General features: G+C 75.4%; 17 protein-coding genes. 4 read left to right on the forward strand and 13 right to left on the reverse strand.

Annotated features, from left to right (window positions below; all coding sequences use genetic code 11):
• Positions 1-243: 243 nt before the first annotated feature.
• The gene (locus IE195_RS14060) at positions 244-957 is read right to left on the reverse strand and encodes a TetR/AcrR family transcriptional regulator (protein WP_191271420.1); all 714 of its coding nucleotides are present in this window, start codon (positions 955-957) and stop codon (positions 244-246) included.
• A 119-nt stretch (positions 958-1076) separates the two neighbouring features.
• Between IE195_RS14060 and IE195_RS14065 the strand changes: the two genes are divergently transcribed.
• Positions 1077-2390: an MFS transporter gene (locus tag IE195_RS14065; RefSeq protein WP_191271422.1), complete on the forward strand. Its 1314-nt coding sequence runs from the start codon at positions 1077-1079 to the stop codon at positions 2388-2390.
• Here IE195_RS14065 and IE195_RS14070 read toward each other — a convergent pair.
• The 4 genes from IE195_RS14070 to IE195_RS14085 form a co-directional block, all read right to left on the reverse strand.
• Positions 2333-3862, reverse strand: coding sequence for an alpha/beta fold hydrolase (locus IE195_RS14070; RefSeq protein ID WP_191271424.1), 1530 nt, complete (start codon positions 3860-3862; stop codon positions 2333-2335). The genes IE195_RS14065 and IE195_RS14070 overlap by 58 nt on opposite strands.
• A 252-nt stretch (positions 3863-4114) precedes the next feature.
• Entirely contained in the window at positions 4115-5776 is a 1662-nt protein-coding gene (locus IE195_RS14075; protein ID WP_229826209.1) for an alpha/beta hydrolase, read from the reverse strand.
• Positions 5777-5906: 130 nt separating this feature from the next.
• The gene (locus tag IE195_RS14080; RefSeq protein WP_191271426.1) at positions 5907-8093 is read right to left on the reverse strand and encodes a CRISPR-associated protein; all 2187 of its coding nucleotides are present in this window, start codon (positions 8091-8093) and stop codon (positions 5907-5909) included.
• A gap of 94 nt (positions 8094-8187) precedes the next feature.
• Positions 8188-8550, reverse strand: a complete 363-nt coding sequence (locus IE195_RS14085) for a hypothetical protein (protein ID WP_191271428.1) — start codon at positions 8548-8550, stop codon at positions 8188-8190.
• Between the two features lie 363 nt (positions 8551-8913).
• On the opposite strand from IE195_RS14085, the gene IE195_RS14090 reads away from it, so the two are divergent.
• Complete coding sequence (locus IE195_RS14090; RefSeq protein WP_191271430.1) at positions 8914-10122, forward strand: hypothetical protein; 1209 nt, start codon at positions 8914-8916, stop codon at positions 10120-10122.
• On the opposite strand, the gene IE195_RS14095 is transcribed toward IE195_RS14090, so the two are convergent.
• Positions 10100-10792: a haloacid dehalogenase type II gene (locus tag IE195_RS14095; protein WP_191271432.1), complete on the reverse strand. Its 693-nt coding sequence runs from the start codon at positions 10790-10792 to the stop codon at positions 10100-10102. The genes IE195_RS14090 and IE195_RS14095 overlap by 23 nt on opposite strands.
• 80 nt (positions 10793-10872) lie before the next feature.
• Between IE195_RS14095 and IE195_RS14100 the strand changes: the two genes are divergently transcribed.
• The gene (locus IE195_RS14100; protein WP_191271435.1) at positions 10873-11439 is read left to right on the forward strand and encodes a CGNR zinc finger domain-containing protein; all 567 of its coding nucleotides are present in this window, start codon (positions 10873-10875) and stop codon (positions 11437-11439) included.
• A gap of 63 nt (positions 11440-11502) precedes the next feature.
• On the opposite strand, the gene IE195_RS14105 is transcribed toward IE195_RS14100, so the two are convergent.
• From IE195_RS14105 to IE195_RS14130, 6 genes are read right to left on the reverse strand one after another with little or no spacing between them, the layout of a single operon-like run.
• Positions 11503-13767: a TIGR03986 family type III CRISPR-associated RAMP protein gene (locus IE195_RS14105; protein WP_191271437.1), complete on the reverse strand. Its 2265-nt coding sequence runs from the start codon at positions 13765-13767 to the stop codon at positions 11503-11505.
• Positions 13767-14555, reverse strand: a complete 789-nt coding sequence (locus IE195_RS14110; protein ID WP_191271439.1) for a hypothetical protein — start codon at positions 14553-14555, stop codon at positions 13767-13769. Before IE195_RS14110 ends, IE195_RS14105 begins: the two co-directional genes overlap by 1 nt.
• The gene (locus IE195_RS14115) at positions 14552-16240 is read right to left on the reverse strand and encodes an RAMP superfamily CRISPR-associated protein (protein WP_191271440.1); all 1689 of its coding nucleotides are present in this window, start codon (positions 16238-16240) and stop codon (positions 14552-14554) included. Before IE195_RS14115 ends, IE195_RS14110 begins: the two co-directional genes overlap by 4 nt.
• Complete coding sequence (locus tag IE195_RS14120; RefSeq protein WP_191271441.1) at positions 16237-18099, reverse strand: hypothetical protein; 1863 nt, start codon at positions 18097-18099, stop codon at positions 16237-16239. Before IE195_RS14120 ends, IE195_RS14115 begins: the two co-directional genes overlap by 4 nt.
• Complete coding sequence (locus IE195_RS14125; RefSeq protein WP_191271442.1) at positions 18096-18806, reverse strand: hypothetical protein; 711 nt, start codon at positions 18804-18806, stop codon at positions 18096-18098. Before IE195_RS14125 ends, IE195_RS14120 begins: the two co-directional genes overlap by 4 nt.
• A complete protein-coding gene (locus IE195_RS14130; RefSeq protein WP_373295659.1) occupies positions 18803-20695 on the reverse strand; it encodes a hypothetical protein in 1893 nt (630 codons plus the stop codon). Before IE195_RS14130 ends, IE195_RS14125 begins: the two co-directional genes overlap by 4 nt.
• A gap of 238 nt (positions 20696-20933) precedes the next feature.
• Here IE195_RS14130 and IE195_RS14135 point away from each other — a divergent pair, with 238 nt between their 5' ends.
• Positions 20934-21122 (forward strand): hypothetical protein, encoded by a 189-nt coding sequence (locus IE195_RS14135; RefSeq protein WP_191271443.1) that lies wholly within the window; start codon positions 20934-20936, stop codon positions 21120-21122.
• Positions 21123-21251: 129 nt separating this feature from the next.
• Here IE195_RS14135 and IE195_RS14140 read toward each other — a convergent pair whose 3' ends face one another.
• A complete protein-coding gene (locus IE195_RS14140) occupies positions 21252-22199 on the reverse strand; it encodes a CRISPR system precrRNA processing endoribonuclease RAMP protein Cas6 (protein WP_191271444.1) in 948 nt (315 codons plus the stop codon).
• Positions 22200-22442 lie beyond the last annotated feature (243 nt).

A 22442-nucleotide genomic window follows, 5' to 3' on the forward strand; every position in this document is an offset into this window, starting at 1 on the left:
CGACGCGAACCCGACCAGGGTGAGCAGGGCCGTGCGCACCGCCGCCGTACCGGTGGCCCGAACCGGTGAACGCCCCGGGGCCCGCCCACGTGGCGGCCCGTCCGGTAGTCCGCGTTCCCATGGCCGGTCCTTCCCTTCGGTCGCCCCGCTCGTGTCCGGGTCTGCCCGGCCGCAGGCGGTGGCGGTTCCCCCGCACGGGAGCCGGATCGTCCCCGGGAGGCGGGGGCGGGCGGCTGCCCTCGCTCAGTCGGCGGACAGGGCGAGGCTGGCGGGGATGGCGGCGAAGGCCTCGTCGACGCGGCGCAGCAACCGCTCGCGTCCGCCCCGGACCCGGGCGGCGGTTCCGGCGTCGAGGGGGTCGGGGGTGGCGTCCATGGCCGGCCGGCCGGTCTGGCCGGGTTCGCGTCCCATCACCCACTCCTTGGCCCCGCACCGCCAGGCGCTGAGGGCGAACTCGCCGAGCAGGCGCAGCCGGACGTCCGCCTCTGAGCTGGTTCCCAGGCGCCGTTCGAGGATGCCGGTGAGCTCGGCCTGGACGTGGAACGAGGCGACGACGGTGTGGTCGCGCAGCGCCGGGGTGGGGCTGTGCGCGGCGAGCCTGCGGCAGGCGTAGAACCGCTCCTCCCACCCCAGGGGCATCCGGGTGACGGTGTCGAGCAGGGCGGAGCGGAGGGAGTCCAGCACCGTTCCGCCGAGGGGGCGTTCGGCGACCTCCGCGACGTAGCGCTCCCACAGCTGCCCCTCGGGTGCCAGAGCGACCGCCTCCTTGGACCCGTAGTAGCGGAAGAAGGTCCGCTTGGAGACCTCGGCCGCGGCGACGACCTCCTCCAGCGTGGTCGCCTCGAAGCCCTGCTCGGCGAAGAGCCGTGCGGCGGCGGCGGCGAGCTCCTCCAGGGTGCGCTGCTTCTTGCGTTCGCGGAGGGAGGGGCGGGCCTGCGGGGTGTCGTTCGGAGCCATGCCCCGCATCCTAACCAGCAGCCACGAAAAACGCCCCTGGTGTTCTTTTGCCTCTCGGTATAAAGTGCCTACCAATATCCAATGCCACTCAGTGGCAGTTTTTGACCAGAGGTCCCCCCATGCCCGAACCGAAGCCCGCCCCACCCGCGACGCCCGGCCCCGGCACCGCCGCGGGAGCCCCCTCAGCCCCCTCAGCCCCGTCGGCCTCCGGCACACGGCACCCGCACGGCGCCCTCGTGGTCCTCCTGCTGTCCTCCACCCTGGGCATCATGTCGAGCACGATCCTCATGCCGGTGCTCGAACTCATCCGCACCGACCTGGAGATCAGCGCGACCCGGGCCGGAACCCTGCTCACCGTCAACGGACTGACCGTCGCCGTCGTCAGCCCGCTCACCGGCTGGCTCGTGGACCGCGTGGGGGTACGCGGGCCGATGTTCGCCGGTCTCCTCCTCTACGGCCTGGCGGGAGGGGCCGGACTGGTCACCGACGACTACACCCTGCTGCTGGCCGGCCGGGTCGTGTTCGGCATCGGCGCGGCCACGGCCTTCTCGGCCACGACGGTCGCCCTCCTGAACGGTTACCGGGGAGCGGACCGCGACCGGGTGATGGGCTGGCGGACCGCGGCCACCGGCCTGGGCGGCGTGCTCTGGCCGATCCTCGGCGGCGCGCTGGGCGCGATCTCCTGGCAGGCGCCGTTCGCCGTGTACCTGGTCGGGATCCCCGTGGGCGCGGCCGCGCTGTTCCTGTTCGGCTCTTCCGGGCCCGCGCGGAGCGGACCGGTCGGCGAGCGCCCCGCGGAGGTGACCACCCTGCGGGCGGCGGTGGCCGCGCAACCCGCGCTCCTGGGCGTGTTCGCCCTGTCCGGCGTGTACATGGTGCTCACCTACGGCCTGCTGGTCTTCCTGCCCCAGCGGCTGGCGGAGCTCGGTGTGCACGACCCCGCGGCGGTCTCCGTGCACGTGGCCGCGGTCACCGGGACATCCGCGCTGGTGGGCGTCGCGTACGCGCGGCTGCGCCGGGTCCTGGGCGTCAACGCCCTGCTGCGCACCGCAGCCGTGCTGTGGACGGCGGCCTTCCTGCTGCTGGGGCTGGCCGACGCGCGCGCGGCCCTGGTGGCGGCCGCGGTCCTGGTGGGAGCCGGCGGCGGAGTGTGGCTGACCTCGCTGACCGTGCTGGTGGGCGCACTGACGCCCGCTCCGGTGATGGGGCGGGCGAGCTCGGTCTCCAGCACGATGGTCTTCGTCGGGCAGTTCCTCTCGCCCCTGGCCCTCGGCCCCCTGATGGCGGCCACCTCGATCAGCGTCGGCCACCTGGTGCTGGCCGGGGGCGCTGGGGCCCTGGCCCTGGTGCTGTCGTTCGTGCGGTTCCCGACAGCTCAGAACTCCCCCGGGCAGGAGGAGCCCGCCGGGGGCACCTCGCCGTACAGGAGGTAGGCGTCCACCACCCGGTCGACGCAGGACCGTCCGCCCGCGTAGGCCGTGTGGCCCCCGCCCTCGTAGGTGAACAGGGTCGCGGAGGCCAACTGGTCGGCCAGCTCGCGCGCCCACGCGTACGGGGTGGCGGGGTCGCCCCGGGTGCCCACCACCAGGATCGGCGGCGCCATCGGGGCGCTCACCCCGGTGGGGACGACCTCGGTGACGGGCCAGTGGGCGCAGGGCAGCAACGACCACACCTGATCGCCCCCGAAGAGCGGGGAGAGGTCCGCGGCGCGCCGGGCGCCCTCCCGGTACTCGCGGGGGTCGGTGGGGTTGGTGTGGTCGGCGCAGCGCACCGCCGTGAACGCGGACTCCTCCGACCCCGATTCCCCGCCCCGGGGTGCGAGGGCGCCCTCGAGGTAGCCCCGGACGAAGTCGTCCCCGGTGTCGCCCGCCGCGAGCCGGGCGAGGAGCCGGGCCGCGTTCTCCCACCTGTGTTCGGTGTACAGGGACTCGCGGAGCAGCACGAGCAGTTCGTGGCGGCCGACGCCGCCCTCCTCGAGGACGACCGGGTCGGCGGCGACCCCGGACAGGATCGCCTCCGTCTCGGCGGTGGCCTGCGCCGCGTCGGTGAACGGGCACTCCGGCGCCCGCTCCAGGCAGTAGTCGACGAAGGTCTCCCAAGCGGCCCGGACACCACCGCTCTGCTCCACCCCGTCCGCGATGACGTCACGCTCGATCTGCATCGCCCCGTCGAGGACCAGGGCCCGGGTGTTCTCGGCGAACATCTCGGCGTACAGGGCCCCGATGCGGGTGCCGTAGGAGAAACCCACGTAGTTCAGTCGGCGGTCGCCGAGGGCGTCGCGGAGGATGTCGAGGTCGCGGACCACGTTGACGGTTCCCGTGTTGGCGAGGAACTCCTCACCGACCTCCTCGACGCAGCTTCGGGCGTAGGCCTCGGCGGCCTTGTCCAGCTCGCGGAGACGCGCGTCGGTGACCTCCTGCGCTCCGAGGTTCCGGAGCGCCTCCAGGGGCGCCCGCATGGCCCGCCACCGCGGGCAGGTGAACCCCGCGCTCTCCCCCACCCCGCGCGGGTCGAAGGAGACCAGGTCGAAGGAGGCGCGTGTCTGCCTGCTCAGGGGCAGGGGGCCGCTCCTCATCCGTTCGACCCCGGGGACGCCGGGGCCGCCGAAGTCGAACACGAGGGAGCCGCGCCGCTGTTCGGCGGGCCCCTGGGCGGGGTGCCTGACCACCGCCATGTCGATGGTCCCGCCCTCGGGGTCGCCGTGGTTGACGGGGACGGTGACGGTGCCGCACTCCAGGCGCGAGGTCCAGTCGGGGTCGCCCTCGGTGTCCTCGGCGGCGGCGAGTTCCTCCGGGGTGAAGCACGGCTGCCAGTCGACGGCCTGGCCGTAGAAGGGGAGTTCGCCGTCCCACCGGTCGGCCGGGGCGAAACCCGCCGCCGCGACCAGCACGGTCGTCAGACCCACGGCCCCCAGGGCCCTTCCGCCAGCGCAGCGCACCCGCACGCCCACCTCCGCCCCGAACTGCGAACCATCGAAGCCTCCATACTCCGGGTCATCGTTCGTGCCTGCGCGGTGAACATCCCGGCGGAGGGGTAAACACTCCGTACGGGTGGCTTTCCGGTGCCTTTTACCGGTGGCCCCGTACCGGTGGTCCAGGCCCGGCCCTGCCCGCGGGGCCGCCGGTCCCGCCCGGGCGGACGGGCGGGACCGGGGCGGTCAGTACTCCTCGGGAGCGCAGAAGTGTCCGCTGCCGGGCACCACGCCCTCCAGGAGGTAGGTGTCGACCACGTCGTCCACGCAGTCGTTGTAGCCGAAACCGTAGGCCCCGTGGCCCGAGCCCTCGTAGGTGACCAGAGTGGCGCTCTCCAGCCGCTCGGCCAGGTCCTGGGACCAGGAGTAGGGGGTGGCGGGGTCGCCGACCGTGCCGACCACCACGATCGGCGGGGCGTCCGGGGCGGTGAACCCGTCCGGCGACGCCTCGGCCTCGACCCAGTGCGCGCACACCATCAGGGGCCACACCGCCACCCCGCCGAACAGCGGGGAGGCGTCGTGGGCGCGGACCATGAGGTCGCGGTGGTCGGCGGTGTCGACGGCGCCGGCGTCCACGGGGTTGTCGGCGCACTCGATCGCGGTCCGCGCGGTGTCCGCCCTGGCGTGCTCCTCCTCGAACTCGTCCGGGTGTCCGTAGGCGAACGTGTACAGGTAGGAGAGGAAGTAGGCGGCCCGCGGGTGGTCGCTCGCGGCCAGGTCGGCCAGGGCGTCACTGAGGTCGGGCCACAGGTGCTCGTGGTGGAGGGTCCGGGAGGTGACCTCCAGCATGACGTCACCGTCGATCACGACCTCCTCCGCCCCCTCCGGTTCGTACAGGACGAGGGGTTCCTCGTCCAGGTCCCCGAGGATCCGGGACATCTCCCCGGTCGCCCGGTCCGGACCGCTGAACGCGCAGTTGTTGCGGTTGTCGGCGCAGTTCTCGACGAACAGCTCCCAGGCCGTCTGGACGCTCCCGGCCCGGTCGACCAGCGCGTCCTCCGGGGCGATGTCCAGGTCCACCCCGCCGTCCAGCACCATCGCCCCGACCCGGTCCGGGTACAGCTCGGCGTACACCGAGCCGAGGTGGGTCCCGTGGGAGTAGCCCACGTAGGTGAGCTCGTCGTCGCCGAGGACCTGGCGCAGCAGGTCCATGTCACGTGCGACGTCGACGCTGCCCATGTGCGCGAGGAGGTCCGCTCCCGCCTCCTCCGCGCACGCCTCGGCGTACTCCCGTGCCGCCTCGTCCAGGTCCCGCAGGTCAGTGTCGGTGAGGTCGTCCGGTTCGAGGTCCCAGGACAACAGGTCCTCCCACCGGTCGCTCCCCCACACCTGCGCCCAGTTCTCCCTCTCAGCACCTTGGCAGGAGGCGGAGTCCCTACCGCCGACCCCGCGCGGGTCGAAGGAGACGAGGTCGTGGGCCGCACGGACCTCGGGGCTGAGGATCTCCTGGGAGAGCATCTCCATGCCTCCGGCCCCGGGGCCGGAGGGGCTGAACACCAGCGAACCCCGTCTCTGCTCGGCGGGCCCGGTGGCGGGCTGGCGGAACAGGGCGATCTGCACCCGTTCCCGCCCGGGGTCGTCGTAGTCGAGGGGAACCACCATGGCGCCGCACTCCAGGCCCTGCAGCCAGTCCGCGTCCACCTCCCAGTACTCAACGATCTCGTCGATCTCCGACTGGGCGTAGCAGGCCTGCCAGTTCACCTGCTGACCACGGAAGCGTTCGAGTTCGAGGGCCCCGCCGAACTGCTCGGTGACGCCCTCCCCGATCACCGGGATCAGGGAACAGCCGGTGGTCAGGGCCATGACGAGCGCACCGGCGGCCAGGGCCGGGGTAGATCCGTACCGCACGTGGGCGGCTCCGTTCTGGGAGGGGGACGTGTCTCTGGGTGGACGGTTGCGCGCCTCGGACGGTTTGCGACCCACCAGTAACAAATAGGACAAATAGCCCATAAGTAGTTCAGGGCGGGGATACGGCGGGTCAGATCCTGCTCACGTCCGTCGTGAGCAGGGCCGGCGGGGCCTGCGGGTCCACCTCGACGACCAGCGGCCGCAGCGGGTCCCCGAAGCGGATCGCCGGGGCCGGCCGGTCGCCTCCGCCCCCTTCACCGGGGTCGGCCTGGGAGATCCAGGCCACCAGCTCGCCCGCCCGGGCCACGTCGCGGCCCGGGCGGGTCAGGGCCAGGACCGTCCCGGCCACGTCGCAGCGCACGTTCAGGTGCAGGGTCGCCGCGAACACGCTCTGCGCCCAGGCCCCCGGGCTCACCCCGCGCAGCGGTCCGCCGGGGGTGCGCCGCCGCAGGCGCGCGGGTGCGGCCAGTCCCACGGCCCGGTCTCCGAAGGTCAGCACCAGGCCGGGCCGTTCCTGCGCGGTCAGGAACCCCTCCGGGTCGGCCAGGGTGACGTCCCACCACACCTGGCACTCCCCCGACGCGGCCGCACCGAGGGCCGCCCCCGCCGACTCCAGGAGCGCCACGTCCACCTGGTCCCCGGCCGGTCCGGTGACCAGGCCGCCCAGGGGCGCGGTCAGGGGCCGGTAGCCGGACAGCACCAGTGACCAGTCGATCCCGGCCCGCCCCTCCAGCGGTCTGCGGCCGTGGGTCAGGCAGACCAGGGCCCGTTCCCGGGCCAACTGGTAGGTGGCGCAGGCCCCGTGGAACCGGGCGGCCCCGGCCAGCCCCAGACTCATGGCCTTGGTCCCGGTGGTGATGTCCACGACCACCGGGCGGCCCTCCTCCCGTTCGCGTCCGATCCATCCCCGCGCGGCCCGGTCGACCGCCTCGGAGTCGTAGCCGTCCACCGGCTCAGCCGACAGCCGCACCCGGTCCCGGTAACCCTCGGCGCGCAGGGCGGCGGCGTCGGCCGGGGGCGCGCCCGGGCGCTCGGCGGAGCGCAGCGTGCCCGCCGCCGCCTCCCGGACCCCGGCCCGCAGGCTCTGTTTGGAGGACAGGACCAGGGTCCGGGCCGGGCGGTGGGCGTGTACGGCGGCCAGGGTGCCCAACCTGCTTCCGCCCAACGGGGTGACCAGGAGCGGGGCGTCCCGGGGGCCGGGATGGCGGGAGGGCGGCCGGAGCGGGCCGGAAGCGGGGGCGGCCGGAGCGGTCCCGGCGGTCCCCGGCGGGTGCGGGGTCGTCGCCCCCGGGGCGGATCTGCTCGGCGGCGTCCAGGCCAGGCTCGGGAAGAAGGCGTCGCGCAGCGCCGTGAAGGAGGTAAGGCGTTCCAGCAGGGCGTCCAGGTGCCACACGTGGACCTGGCGCGCGGACAGGGCCGGGTTGTACTCGGTGACCTGGTCGCGCAGGTCGGCCGCGGGCGGCCCCGAGTGGACGAAGAGGACGTGGGTGGCGCCGCCGAAGACCCTGCGCGCCTTGGCGACGGTCCAGCCCGCACGGGCGACCACGTCCTCGGCCCGGGTCTTGGCCTCCACGCACAGCACCCGGTGGCGGTGGCGGACCAGGACGTCGAAGTCGGCGACGGAACCGCCGGGGCGGAAGGGGTCGGCCACCTGTCGGGCGCCGAGGACCTCGGTCTCGGGCCGTCCGCGCAGCAGGCGGCGCAGGTGACGGAGCAGTCGGCCCTCGGCCGCGATCCCGTTGCGCTCGCCCTCGGGCAGGTGCGGGAAGGCTTCTGCCAGGGCGCTCTCCCCGCCCCGCACGAACAGGCGCACGGGTTCGGGGTCGCGGTCCGCCAGCCAGCGGGCGCCGTGGATCCCGGCCAGGGTGCGCAGGTCGACTCCGCGGCCGGTCACCGCACGGCCGGGGCGCGCGGTGTCGGCGGTGCGGAGCAGGTCGCTGTGGGAGTCCAGGTAGTAGCGCCAGGCACGGGCCCGGGGCGGCAGTGCGCGTTCGTGGTGCAGGGCGGCGACCACACTCATGACCTTGGTGCCGCCGGTGTAGTCGAGGTGCCAGGGTCGTCCGTCGAGTGCGCGCCGGACGGTCTCCAGGAGGCCGGTGACCCGATCGGGGTCGTGCGGGTCCGGTCCCACGCTGAGCACGCGCGCCGAACGGTGCGGGGCGATGCGTCCGACGGCCTCCGCGACCCGTCGGGCGACGGTCAGGGTCCCGTCGCTGGCGACCAGGACGAGCTGGTCGGCGGGCAGGGTCAGGCAGGAGAGCAGGGCGGGGGTCGGGTTCTGCCCCACGAGGACGACGGCGGCACGGGGTGCGTCCACGGTTTCCCCTCCCGGACGCACCGCCTTCGGCCGCCTCCAGACGACAGGAACGGAACCACAGTACTCACCCGCGCCCGAAAGGGGGCGGTAAGGATCAATGGAGTACTTTCTCCCCTTCGCGGTCGCGGACCGGAGCGGAGGTGAGCACGAGGGAACGGCAGCCGGTGACCACCCCCCGGTCGTCGCGGACCAGGTCGGAGGGGACCAGCAGGTCGTCCCGCTCCGGATGGGCCGAGCTCACGACGGAGGAGACGATGAACCACACCCCCTCGACGGGTTCGGGCAGGACCGCGCGGGTGCGCTCCTCCGCCATGAGCGGCACGCCCTCCACCTCCCGCAGGGGGAACCGGACGGCCTCGACCCTGGCGGGTTCGGGCGACTCGGGCCAGCTCCGGATCACGCGTGCCTGTTCGTCGACGACCGTCACCACGTGCGAGGTCAGATTGACCACGGGCATCCGGCGACCTCCCGCTCCCTCTCGCTCCATGCCGACCGTCCGCTTCGTCCGAACAGCCGCGACGCACCCCGCTCCGAGGCCCTCACCGCACTCTCTCGGACACGGGTCGGTGTCCCCTGGAGGAGAACAGCGCTGTTAATTCTGAGCCCCGTGTGAACAATGACCGATTAATTGAAAGTTTTCACCCTTAGTCGCTTTCAGTACCATGGTCGGCAATTGACATTCCAGCAACAGCGGTCCTACTTTGTTGTACGACCTCCCGTTGACGCAGGAGTGTCACCGAAGGATCACGCCTCGTTCGCGCGTTTCCCCGGAAGGGCTGGGGAAGCGTCCCAGCCCCGGAGCATCCGGGGAGAAGAGTTCGTGAGCAAGCACCACTGCTCCGCCGGTGAGCTGTTCGGTTCGGCGGCCTTCCTACGCGTGTTCACACGCGTCCTGGGCTGCGGGCCGTGCTCGGCGGACGGAACCGCGCAGGGCTGCACCAGCCACTCCGAGCAGTTCTGCGACTACGTCGACCTGTGCTTCGAGCACTGCGCGTGCGCCGGACACGGCGGCGACCCGCGCGGCGTCGTGGCCGTGCGCATGGCCCGGGCCGAGCCCGGCGCCGACGGTACCGGCGGTGTGGACCGCACCGCCGCGCACCGGCTCCGCGACGCCCTGGACGACGTCCGCCGCGACCGGTCCTACAAGAACCTGCGCCGCGTCTACCCGCAGCCCGCCCCCGACGGCAGGATCCGCTGCGCCTTCTCCGAACGCCCCCGGCGCTGGGCCCAGCGCCGCGACGTCGCCCGGATCGCCACCGACGTGGTCGAGCAGGAGGCCCTGGCCATGCTGGTACTCACCGCCGGGTGGGGGAACCCCGCCGCCGACCTGCCCGAGGACGTCCGCCCCGGCGATTCGGTGTCGTTCACCGAGGACGGCGACGCGGTCCCCGTCGCGGACCTGCACGGGCGCCCGCTCACCGCGGTCCGGGAGCCCCCGATGGTCTCCACCGCCACCGGCGACTACCTGCTGCGCAAGCTCGCCGAACTCGCCGCCGGCCGTGACGCCGACTCCGGCCGCACCCCCGACCAGCGCCGACGCCTGCTCCTGCGCCGGTTGCTGCCGGCCATGAACGGTGAGGACGTGGCGCGCAGGCTCACCGGGGTACTGGGCCGGATGGCCGTGGACATGCCCGGCCACTTCGCACTGGTCCAACAGGCCAGGGGGCGGTCCCGCAGCGCCCCCTACGCCCCCGTCCCCGACCCGCCCGCACGGCACGGGGACGCCCCCGGCGCCCCGGAGACGATCGGCCGCCGGCGCGAGGTCCTGGGCGAAAGCGAGCGGACGTGGCTGGGCCGGCTCGCCCGGGAACTGACCGCGCAGGCCCAGGCCCACCGGGCGGCCTTCGACGCCGACCCCCGGGGTTCGCTCGACGCCCTGCTGTGCCGCCTCCTGGAGGAGGGCCCCGAGCCCCCGGAGCTGTGGCGGGGCGCCCAGGACGAACCCGACCGCCGGGCCGACCTGCTGGAGGCCCTCGCCGAGACCATCAGCGGCTCACCCGTGCCGACTACCTCGCCGCCAGCGCCGTGACCAGTTCGTCCAGTCCCTCGAAGCACCAGTCGAAGGAGTCGGAGCCGGTAGGCGGATCGCCGTCCGGCCGCCGCACGTAGGCGGTCCGCATGCCCCTGGTCCGGGCGCCACGGAGGTCCCACGCGTGGGCGGCCACCATGAGCACGCGTTCGGGCGAGTGCCCGGCGGTAGCGATGGCCAGCTCGTAGAGCTCCGGCGCCGGCTTGTAGGCCAGGACGGACTCGCCGGACAGGGCCTGGTGCCAGCGCAGCCCCGCGTGCGCGCTGAGCCGTAGCAGCGCGGTGCGGCTGGCGTTGGAGAGCCCGATCACCGGCAGCGTCCGGGCGAGCCGGTCGAGCCCGGAGACGGAGTCCTCCCAGGGGGGCAGACGCTGCCCGGCCGTGGCCAACCAGGAGATGCCGTCAGGGTCGGCGAGTCCGGCCCGGTCGGCCACCCGCCGGGCGGCCTCGGCGTCGATGGTCTCGCTGGTGGCGTACGCGCGGCGTCCCCGGGCGACGCGGCCCTGTTCGAGGGCGACGTACCGCTGCCACGAGGTGGTCAACTCGTCCACGGACACGTCTTCGCACCCGGGCACGGCGTCGCGGATCGCCGCCCGGAGTCCGCCGGGTTCGTCGACCAGCGTTCCGAGGACGTCGAAAACGACCGCCTCGATATCGCGGATTCCGGCCATGCGCCCCTCGCCCTCATTTCGTCACCACCTCAACAGGTGACGATTTTGCCGTCAACGTCGTCACCGGTCAAGATGGTGACGTGAACTTCGTATTCGTGAGCGGTGATCCGGCCCTCGACCTGGCCGCGACGGTGCTGTCCCGCCGTGGCGAACGCATCGACCTCCTGTCCGAGCCCGCGGACCTGGAACGGTGGACGAGTCTCTGCGACGGCCTCCCCGACCGGGTGAGCGCCGACTCCGCGACCTTCGAGTCCGCTCTCTCCCTGCGTGAGGCGATCTACCGACTCGCCCTCGACCGTGTGCTCGAACGGCCCTTCGAACCGGAAAGCCTCAAGGCCGTCAACGACACCGCCGCCGGTCCGCTGCCCTCGGTCGAACTCACCGACGCGGGGCTGCGTGTGTCGGGGGACCTGACCTCCGCTCTCTCCCTCGTGGCCAGGAGCGCCGTCCTCCTGCTCGCGGACCCCGGCGCCCGCCTCAAGGAGTGCGGTCGCGTCGACTGCACCCGCATCTACCTCGACCGCTCACGGGGCGCCCGGCGCACCTGGTGCGGGATGGACGAGTGCGGCAACCGGGTGAAGGCCGCGGCCTACCGGGCTCGCAGGCGCGCCTCCGCCGCGGACGGGGAACGAGGGCCCAACGGCTGACGGCACCTCCTCGGGCACACCTCACGGCCGTCGGGAGCGCGGTGTCGTTCGCCGTCGGCCTGCTCATCCTGCGTCTGCTCCCCCGAACCGTTCGGTGAGCGGGGGCAGGACCGGGTACTCGGCGAACTGGCGCAGCGACATCACCGCTGTCTCCGACCACGGCAGACGGCCCCGCCACCGGCTGGCCAGGAGCACGTCCACGACCTGGTCCACCTCCCTCCAGTCCTCCGTTCCCCGGTACCCCGCCAGGGCCGCGGAGAAGGCGCCCAGGAAGGCCTCCACCCGTTCCCCGGAGGCACGGGTGACCCCTGCGGCGGGGCTCAGGGAGAGGTCGGCGGCGCGGGCGCGACGGTCGACCAGGTGGAGTTCGGGGCGCAGGTGCACGCTGCCCATGCCCAGGGACTTGCCCATGCCGATCTTGTGGGCGTGCCCGGGGTCCGCGGGGTCTCCCCCGTCGGCGGGGTTGGCCAGGAGCAGGGCCCGCATCAGGGCGCCGAGTTCGGCGTCGGTGAGGTTGGTGAAGGTGACACGGGAGCGCAGGGTGAGGCCGTCACGGAGCGGGACGATGTCGCGCTGGGTGTCCCGGGGCGGCACGGCCTCGGCTCCTCGGGGGACCACCGTGATCCCGAGTTCGGTCCGGGCCCGCTCGTCGTAGCGGACCGGCGCGCCCAGGCGTGGGTCGTGCCGGTGCAGGTAGGCCTTGTACCCGCCCAGGCGGATCCGCCCCTCGTGCGACCAGGTGACGATGTCGGGCCGCTCGCCCGCCGCCGCGTCGGGGCCCTGGGCGAGGTAGTTGGCGAAGCAGCCGCGCTGCGGGGAGAGCAGCTGCACCCGCAGCGCGGCGCCGTCGGGGTAGTCGGGGTCGGGGTCCGTACTCAGGGCGTTGCCGAAGGAGACCCGGCCCCGGAGCGCTCCGGCCTCACCCGCGAAGACGTCGGTGTCGCCGAACACCGCCCGGCACACGTCGACGGTGCGCCCGGCACGGTCGGTGCGGTCCGGGTCGCCGTGCTGGGGCCCCAGGACCCGCCCGGGTACGGCGCGGCGGATCGGGTTGTCGTCGCTGACCGCGATGCGGTACCCGCCGGAACGGCCGAAGGAGACCACCCGGCCGGAGGGGTCCACGTCGAACCAGACCGGTTCCAGGCCCCGTCGGGGCAGACCGCCGCCCCCGGTCCCGGCGACGGGGGGCCGGACCGGGTCACCGTCCCCGGTGCCCAGGGTCGGGGGGAAGGCGGCCCGCTGGTAGCCGGTGACCTGCTCCGCCGACTCGAACAGCTCCACCATGGCGTCGGGCACGGGGCGGCGGCCGGTCCGCAGGTCCGGTGGTGCGGGGAAGAGGTAGGCGTTGCGCCGCTCCTCGGCGGCGGCCCCGGTCAGCACGAGCAGTGCCGGGACCACCCCGCCGTGTCCGGGGCCCGCGCACCCGGAGTTCCCGTGCCCGCAGCCCGTGTGTTCGTGCCGCACGCCGCTCCCGGCGCGTTCGGCCAGGCGGGCGCGGGCCTGCGGTTCGGTGGGGGCGACCGCGGCGACCCCGCGCCGCCCCGGCAGGTGGACCGCGTACACCCAGCGGTACTGGAGGCGGCCGTGCTGTTCGTGCGCGGTGGGGACGTAGGTGCTGCCGCGAGGCGGGTCGGGGAAGTCGCCCACCCCGAAGTCCCAGGTGCGCAGACTCTCCCGGAGCACGGCGAAGGGCACCTTGAGCGCCCGGCCCGGTTCGGGTTCCAGTGCGGTGGCGGGGACCTCGACGGCGTACCACGCCGCCTCGCCCGGGGAGTGGTACAGGAATCCCTGCCTGGTGCGCAGCCCGGCCCGGCGCCTGCGGTAGTGGTCGTGCCGCCTGGCCGTGACGTGGCGGGCCCGGGGGGACCGGGAGCTGTCGGCGCCGTCCGGGTCGACGCGCACCGGAGCCCGGAAGAACAGCATGGGGGTGTTGACCGGACCGCTCTCACCACCGGTGAGCATGCGCAGGGTGTTGCGGACCAGCCCTCGCAGGGTGGAGCCGGGCACCGCGGGCAGGGACCGGTCCCCGTGCGGGAAGCGGGCGGAGGCGTGGACGCCGCCCCTTCCCGGGGTCCGGCCGACGAAGGTGGGGGTCAGGGTGGTCAGGGTCAGGTCGATCCAGCCCGAGTGCGTCCCCGGGACGGTGCGCTCGTGGGAGCGGAGCAGCGACCGGGTGTCGTGGCCGGGGTGCAGCGCGGCGGCGGGAACGGGCGTCTCGGCCAGCCGGACCAGCCCGTAGGGGGCTGTGGCCCGGTGGCGGCGCGACTCCCCCTCGGGCCCCGGTGCGGCGGGGTTCAGCCGGGCGGCGACGTCCCGCGGGTCCGCCATCAGTGCTCCCCCGCCCGGCCCCGGGCCTCCGCCGGGCCGCCGGTGCCCGTCTCGTCTCCGGTGCCCACCTCGAACTCCGGGCCGGTGGGCTTGGTCCCGGCGCACACCCCGGTGAGCCGGTGGAAGGCCACCCCGACCGCGCCCGTGACGGGGTCGCACGCCCAGTACTCCCGGACCGTCAGCCAGGTCCCGGTACTCTCCAGGGCACCGCGCCCCTGTTCCGGGAGCGTCCGCAGACGGCCGGAGAAACCGGTCCAGGCGACCGGCAGGACCGCCTCGGCACCGGAGGGCTCCCGGGTCACCGACAGTGGCACCTCCCCTTCCAGGGTGCGGCTGTCGGCGTCCCCGACCCAGCCCTGGAGCAGGAAGGACCTGTCGCGGGGGCGCAGCCACTCGGGGAGGTCGCCCGGGGCGTCGGCGGCGACCCACCCCGCGTCCGCCCCCTCGCCCAGGCGGATCTGCGCGTGCGGGCCGAACACCAGGACCTCCAGGACCCGCCACCGGTCGGTGCGGGGATCGAGCGGGGGCGCGGACAGGTGCGCGGTGGGCGGGGCGTCCGATCGGCGCCACCGGCCCGAGGGGCAGGACCCGGTGATCCGGCCGTCGCCGAGTTCGGCCAGCAGCCACTGGGGGCTGCCCCGGGTCCCGGGCGGTCCCGCGGCGTCGAGCATCCGGCAGCGCTCCCCCCGGACGAACACGTCGGTGAGGACCTCCTCGACCCCCTCGGGCGGCAGCGGTCCGACGTCCGCCCCCGCCGGTGCGGGCGGTTCGTGTGCGTGCACGCTCAACGCGGTTCCCCTTCCGTGTCGGAGCCGGTGATCCGGGTGTGCAGGGCGGGCAGCCACCCCCGGGCGGTCCGGGCGTCGCGACCGTCCGGGTCGTCCAGCGCCGCCACCAGGTCCACCTCCTCGGCCGGGGCCCGGCCGCCCCCGTGTGTGGTCAGAACCGCCCGGGTCGCGACGAGTCTGCCCTGGCCGCTCCCGGCCCCAGCGCCGAGCGCGTCCAGGGGGACGGTGGCCAGTTCCCGGACCAGGAGGGCGAGCATCCCCCGGACGGCGTCGTCGGGTTCGGTGACGTCCACGACGACCCGGGCCGAGCCCCCGCAGTGCAGGTCGGTGGTGAACAGGTGGCCGTCCACGGCGTCACCGAACAGGGCGTCCACGGTCAGGCGTGTGGTGGTCAGGGGTGCGCCGCCGTCGAGGGGCGGGGTGGCGCGCAGTCGGATCCGGGAGGGGGTCGGCGGGGCGCCGGGGCGGTGGTCGGTGTCGGCACCCCACCAGTGCCCGTGCCACTGCCGCCAACGGCCGCCCTCCCCCACGAGGTGTTCGCAGGCGTCCCGCACGAGCCGGCCGCCCACCCGTTTGAGCAGGGCGAACAGGGCGGTGTCACCGAGCACGGGGCGGAACAGCACCCGTTCGCCCCCGTGGTCGGCGACGAACGGCCGCCACCGGTGCCCGCGGTCGGCCTCGGCCAGGCGGCCGTCCGCGGGCGCGTCCCCGATCATGAGCAGCCCGGGGCGCAGGTCCCGGGGGGCGGGCGGACGCCCCGTGGAGACGGGGTCGGAGCGTTCGGCCACGTACAGTTCCATCCGCAGTTCGGCCCGGCGCCGCCGGTCGGTGTGCGCGGGCCGGGCCGCCAGGTGCGCGGCGGTCGCGGCCCTCCCGTGTTCGCGCAGCCGGACGTCGAGGAGGGCGGCCAGGTCCGGCTCCGCCGGGGCTGCCCCGGGCGGGGACTCCTCCGGCGGTTCCGTGAGCGCTTCGGCGCCCTCGTCCCAGCGGGTCCCCCAGTCGCGTGCGTGGTAGGCGAACCAGCCGTGTTCGTCGGTGAGGTCGTGTCGGCGCGCGGCCCAGCGGTCGGCACGGACCGCGCCGTGGCCCCGCCCCGAACGCCCGCCGATCCGGATCCCGGGGCCGTCGCCCCCCAGGCCGCGGACGGCCAGGACCAGCAGGGTGAGGAGCCTGGCCTCGTCTGCGGGGGCGGCCACCCGCAGCCGCAGGTGCGCGGTGAACACGGTGCCCGCGGGCAGGACCTCCCACCGCCACATCCGGCCGGGGCGCACGCTGCCGGTGGCCGGGTCCACCCGGGTGCCCACCCGCACCGACACCGCCGCGGAGTCCGGCAGGACGGCGTAGGCGTCGTCGACGTCCAGGGCGCTGGGCAGCGGCGAAGGGGCCCGGGCGCCGTCGGCTCCGCCGGTGTCGCCCGAGCCCAGCAGGGCGGCGGTGCCGTCGGGGTCGGCGGTGCGCGCGAGGAGTTCGTGGCGGAGCAGCCCCGCGAGGGTGGTGGCGCGCAGTCGGGGCGCCCCGGACCGCGGGTCGCGGTCCAGGTGCAGGTGGACGTCGCTCTCCGCGGCGTGCCGGGGCGTGGCGCGGGCCGCGCCGACGTGGGTGTCGGTGAGCAGGCGCAGCCGGACCGCGAACTCCCAGACCAGGCCGGCGGGTCGGGAGTCGTGTGCGTCCTCGGGCGCGGTCACCGCCGCGCACCCCCGCCCCGGTCCCGGTCGGCGCGCCCCGGTACCTGTTCGGTCCGGTCCCCTTCGGTGCGCAGGACCCGGGCCGCCTCCGCCAGCCACGAGGAGACCAGCAGCAGGCACAGCCGGGCCGAGGCCCGCTCCTCCCACTGTTCGGCGCGGGCCGAGAGGCCGCTCTCCCGGTCCCTGGACGGGAGGCCGTCGGGGGAGGCCAGGTCGACGGCGGCCAGGGCGCGGGCGTAGGCGGGGTCCCGGTCGGGCCGGGGCCGGTTGTCACGCCACCAGGGCGGTGCGCCCGCCCCCGCACGGATCCCGCCCAACCACGCGTGGACCGTGACGGGCCCGGCCGGACCGGGGCGGACCAGCCGGGCCCGTTCCAGGACGCGCACCGCGCGCCCGCCCAGGCCCCCGGACGCCTCCGGTCCCCGGCCGCCGCCCCCGGACGGCGGCCGGGAGAGCGTGCGCTCCAGCGCGGCCAACGACTCCTCGGCGCTGCGTCCGGGGTGGGTCAGCACCTCCCGCAGCCGTCCCAGCAGGCTGGGGGTGATCGGGGCGAGTGTGTCCGCGCAGGCGTGGGCCAGCGCGCGGGCGTGGTCGCGGACGGGCTGCGCGGCGGCGTTCCACAGCAGTTCGCCGTACAGGGCGTCCAGCTCCCCGTCCCGCCCCGCTTCCGGGAGGTCGGGGGCGGCCGGGGACCGGCCGTCGGGCAGGGTGACGGTGCCCCCTGCCCGGGCGGGCACGGGCGCGGACGGCGGAGGCAGCGGTTCGGGGTCGCCCGGCGGTGGGGCGAGCAGGGCGAACTGGCCATACCCGTCCACGGGGCGCTCCCCCAACGGGTGGGCCTCCAGTTCGCGGACGTGCGCGGCGGTCAGGTCCCGGCCCGGCCGCAACCGCACCACCGAACCGGGGGCCGCCGCCCAGCGCTGGGCCATGGGCCCCCGGTAACCCCGGTGGTAGGCGCCGACCAGGACGGGTTCGACGTGGGCCGCCACCACCTCCACCGGTGTGCGGGGCAGCAGCCGGGTCAGGAGATCGCGGACCGCGGGCACCAGGGCGTGCGGGCGTGCCTGCCCCTGCCCACCCACCAGCAGCGCCGGGGAGAGCAGGAGCAGGTCGACCGGGTCCCCGGCCCCGCGGGTCCGGCCCGCGTCCGGGTGCTCCACGCGGTCCGGGGACAGCAACCGGTCCGGGTCGACGGGCCCCGCCGCCACTCCGCCGTGCGCGCGGGTCCCTCCCGACCCGAGGGTGAGCGTGCCCTCGGCCCCGGCCAGGACCGCCACGATCCGCTCCGCGAGCCCCCGGAGAAAGGCGTGGTCGGGTCCGCGCAGCTGCCACCTGGCTTCGAAGACCTGCCCCGGGTCCAGGCTCGTGGTGAAGAACGGCACGCCCTGGCCCGGCCCCCCGGACCTCGAACGGCCCAGGTAGCGCTCCGAGGTGGTGCGTACGGCGGCGCGCAGCGACCGGTCCGGGGTGAGCGGGTCCCGGACCGCACGGAAGGGGACCCCCGGCCGGTCGGCTCCCTCGGCGAAGACGTCGACGAGGGTGTCGCCGTCCTTGCCCGGGACGTACAGGTGGGCGGGCGGCGGATGGGCGACCACCGGCGCCCCTGACCGGGCGTGCCGTTCCAGCCGGGGGTGGGCCGGGGCGAAGCGGACCCGTTCACCGCGCGCCACCCACTCCGTCAGTTCGTCCTCCAGTCCGGCCCGGCGCAGGGCGGCCGCGAGCATGCCGCGCTGCGCGCGCCCGCCCAGCACGGTTTCGGAGTCCACCCGCAGGGGGTCGAAGGAGGTACGCACGGCCAGGGAGTCGGTGAGCACGTACCGCAGCGGCAGGTAGGCGCTCACAGCCGGGGCGGAGCTCATGTCCGAGCCCCCTCCCACCGGGCGGGGTCCGGCGGCCGTGCCGGGGGCGCTGCCAGGGACAGCGTGGTGGCGTGGGGGTCGGGGTCCTCGCTCCGGGCCAGGCGCACGTCCACCCGACCGCGCCCGCGGGCGGCCCTGAGCCCGATCTGGTCGGTGGCCAGACAGGCCCGCGCCAGGCACCGCCAGTGCTCCTCCCCCGGAGGGGTCGCCCAGGTCAGGGTCGCGGTCAGGGTCAGCCCGGGCAGGAGCACCCGGTTGGTGCGCAACCGACCGGGTTCGGGCGCCCCGTGCGGGCCGATCTCGACCCCCGACTCCAGGGTGGTGTGGGCGTCGCTGACGGCCCGGCGCAGCGTGGAGCGCACGGGTTCGGCGCGTCCCTCCAGCGCCCGGGCCACGGCTGCGCGCACCCCGTCGCCGGGCAGCGCGTGCCCCACCCGCAGGATCCGGTCGGGGCCGTGCGAGCGCCCGCGGCCGAACAGGAGCTCCACCGCGCCGGCCAGGTCGGGGGCGACCGTCGCGGCGCTGACCGCGCCCGCGCGCAACCGGGCCGCGAGCCGGTGCCGGGGCAGGTGGGGCAGCCCGTGTGCGTCGGTGACCACGTCGGTGTCGGCGCCCGTGCCGTCCGCGCTGGCCCCGACGAACAGCGCGGGGGAGGCCAGGCGCACCACGATCCGGTCCGGGAGGTCCTCCGGGCCCTGGGCGTTCACCGGTCCCCGCCCCCGCCGGAGGCCGGAGGCCGGGGTCGGGGACCCGCGGGGCGCCGGGGGTCGAGCGCCCCGGACAGCCCCGGGTCCGTGTACAGGTCCATCACCCCGACCGCGTCCAGCAGTTCTCCGGGGGTCCACCCCTCGGGCAGGGACGCGGCACGTCCGGTGACGCGCGCGCGTCGGGCCAGTTCGGGGCCGGGGTCGGCCCCGGACTCCAGCAGCGGGACCAGGGCGGAGACCAGCCAGCCGCGGTGGCGGCTGTCGTCGTCCGCGACCAGGCCGTCCGAGGACAGGTAGCGGTCCAGGAACCGGTTGAAGGCGGTCCCGGTCATCGGCAGGGCCGTGCGCGCGGGCTCCGCCCTGCGGGCGCGTTCCATCCGGTCCAGGATTCGGCCGGCCCCGTCGAAACGGGTCGTCCAGGCCACCGAGTGTTCCCCCGCGGCGGCCGGGTCGGAGTCGGCGGCCGCAGCCCGCCGGTCCTTGGCCAGCCGGCACAGGGCCTCGCAGAGGTCGTAGCCCAGTGAGAGCGGGGCCCCCACCGGCTGCACCGCGACCCCCACCCCGACCGTGGGGACGAACGTGGTGTGCCGCCGCCCGTCCGCGGCCACCACGGTGCGTCCGTCCGGGAGGCCGCCCGCCGGCGTTCCCGGCTCGGGCGGCCCGGGGGGCCGGTCCGCGTCGTGCGCCGCGGCGAGGGCGCGGTGCAGGGCCACCCGCGGGTCCTCTGGGTCACCGACCAGTTCCGGGTCGGCGTCCAGCCAGTCCAGGGCGTACCGCACCATGCTCAGGGCCAGCCTCGCGTCGCACAGCACGGTGAGATCGTCCCCGGCCACCACGATCGGCCGCACCGGCAGCCGGGCCGGGCCGGGCGGTTCGTGGTCCAGGGTGATCGGCCCGCCCCCTCCGGTGACGGGGATGACCGGACGCCGTCCGGGTCCGGTCCGGACAGCGGCGGCCACCGCGCGCACCAGGACCCGGGCCAGCCCCTCCGTGAGCCCGGCGATCCTGGTGGACAGCGCCCGCTGTGCCATGGCGCCGGAACCGGGGACACCGGGGTCTCCCGCCCGTTCCCGGTACCCGCCGAGGATCGCCCCCAGGCCGTTGACGTCCAGGTGCACCACCGCGACCCGGCTCACCTCACCGCGGTCGCGGCCGAGCCGGTCCACCTCCATCGGCAGGGCCAGTTCGGGTGTTCCGGCGGCGGTGTCGGCGCCCGTCAGCCAGGCGTCGCCGTGCGCGCGGTGCCAGCGGCGGCCGATCCCCCGGGCCCGGGCCACGTCGGCGGCCACCCGTTCGTACACCCCGGCCCGGTCGTCCAGGGGCCTGCTGCTGTCCACCGATTCGGCCGGGGCGCCGCTGACCGAGCACACCGCCGTGATCCCGTAACCGTGCGCGGGGGTGTGCAGCGCGGACATGTGGCGTCGGGCCCGGCGCAGACGGACCGGCAGTTCGGCCAGGGCCGTGTCCACGTCGGGGAGCACGGCCTCCTCCGGGACCGGGAGGGCCCGCGGCCCGTAGGGGACGAACGCGACCACCGGGGTGAGTTCCCCGGCGCGCTCCCGCAGCCGTCGTGTGTAGCGGGCGGTGAAGTACCGGGCCGCCGAGAGGTCGGGCAGGACGACGGTCAGGGCTCCGCCCGCGTCCCGCAGGACCAGGCAGTCCTCGGGTACCAGGTCGGCCACCCCGTGGACGGGGTCGGCGGTGTCGGTGAGTTCGGCGACCAGGGCGGCCCTGCCGACGGCGTCCAGGATGCGGCGGCCGCTGTACACGTAGGCCTGGATCCCCCGCAGGTCCACCCCGACGAGCACCCCGCTGTCCGGCGGGCCCGCGGGAGTGCGGGGGCCGTCCGCACGGGGTTCGGTCGGTCGGTGCTCGGGGGCGTGGATCACCGCGGCGGACTCCTCATGGCCGGGGGCAACGGCTGGAACGGTCCGGATGCCGAACGGAATCGGGATTGCCGACCTCTCTCGGACGGCGGTGCCGTCGGCACCACCGATACCAGGTGCCTCGACCCCGCGTCATCCGGTTGACCTCTTCCGGTCACCTCGTCCGCACCCGGGCCGCCGTCTCTGTCCGAGAGACCTGGGTACACGGACCCGCCCCGCCCCCAGGCCAGGAAGGCGCCCCATGCCGACCCCGCGCAGGAACGAACAGCTCCCCCGCTGCGAACACGAACGCCCTGCCTCCGACAGCGTGGCCGGCCCGGCTCTGGCCCCGGAGGACCTGGTCCCGCACCTGCTAGGGCTGGCCCGGGCCCTGCGGCAGGGCGACGGGAGGACCGTCCCGGGGGCCCGGCCCCGGCAGAGCCCGATCTGAGCGTCCCGGAGACGGGTGCCGGCTCCCACCCCGTCCACCGGGTGGGAGCCGACGGGGCGACCGAACGGCCGCCCGGAGGGGCACCGGCCCCCGCCCGCCGTCCTCGGGCGGGAACCGGCGGTCTGTGGGTCAGTCGAACAGGGTGCCCCCGAACTCCTCGGCCTCGGCCGCCGCGTGCGCCCGTGCCTCCACCGCCCGGGGCGGGGTCCGGCGGACCCGGTGGGGCGCCCGACCGGAGCGCGGGGCGGGGACCGCGGCGGCGCTCCGGCCGCGGGTGACGGTGTCCACCCGCACCGACCCGAAGCCCTGCGCGGTGTACTTGCCGACCCCGGCCAGTTCCAGGAGCTCCAGCAGGGCGGCGAAGGCGGCGGCGTCCCGGTTCCCCCCGCCGAAGGCCTCCAGGAGAAGGCCGCCGCGCCAGCCCAGCACCGTCCGGTTCTCCGCGTGGTGGTGTTCGCACAGTCGCACCTCCTGGCCCGGCAGGGCCGAGCGCCGGACCCGGGCCAGCCCGGCCAGCGCCTGCTCCAGCCAGGGGGCGGCCAGGGCGGGCGGAGCGAAGCGGGCCACCGCGCCCAACGCGCCGCTGCCGCCGACGATCTCACCGCCGGAGCGGTGCACGGCTCCGAAGAGGCGCCGGGGGCTGGGCCAGATGTGCGGGACGCGCTCACCGGAGGTGTCCCGGGTGGTCGTCACGACGGGTGTGCGGGTGCGCACCTCTGCGGCACGCACGGCGGCGGGGGCGCTCGGCGGGGTGAGCATCTCGGTGTAGGTGCGGTCGAAGGTCCGGGTGACCGAGAGGGGTTCGAGTACGTGGTCGCCGATGCGCTGGGCCGCGCCGACCAGCTCACCGGGGTCCAGGGGCGCCGGTTCGGCGTCGTCCAACCAGGTCAGGGTCCAGTGGTGGAGCCGGTCGCCCAGGGGCCGGGGCCACCCGTTCATCGCCCAGCGCTTGGGCGCGGTGTGCTCCGACGCCGGTTGCGGCCACCAGTGGTTGAGCAGCCCGTGACAGTCCTCCGGCCGGATCGGCCGCGCAGCGTCAGCGTGGTCCCGCAGAATCACCGTCCACCGTCTGGGCACGGACACCACCCCTTCACGTGGTCGTTCCGGCGGTGCCCCCGACCGCCGTACTCAGTTCACCGCTGACTCCTCTCGGACAGTCCCCGCCACCGAGCCCGGCCCAACCGCGGTGATCTTGCTACCAGGGGCAACTTCGGCGCCGAACTTGCCCCTGGTAGCAAGATCACCGTGAAAAAGGGGGACCCGGACCCGAACCGGCAACAAACGGCCCCCAACCAGCGACGAGCCTCCGGACCACAGATG

The organism is Nocardiopsis terrae, assembly GCF_014651695.1.
In the GTDB taxonomy this organism is placed as follows: Bacteria; Actinomycetota; Actinomycetes; order Streptosporangiales; family Streptosporangiaceae; genus Nocardiopsis; species Nocardiopsis terrae.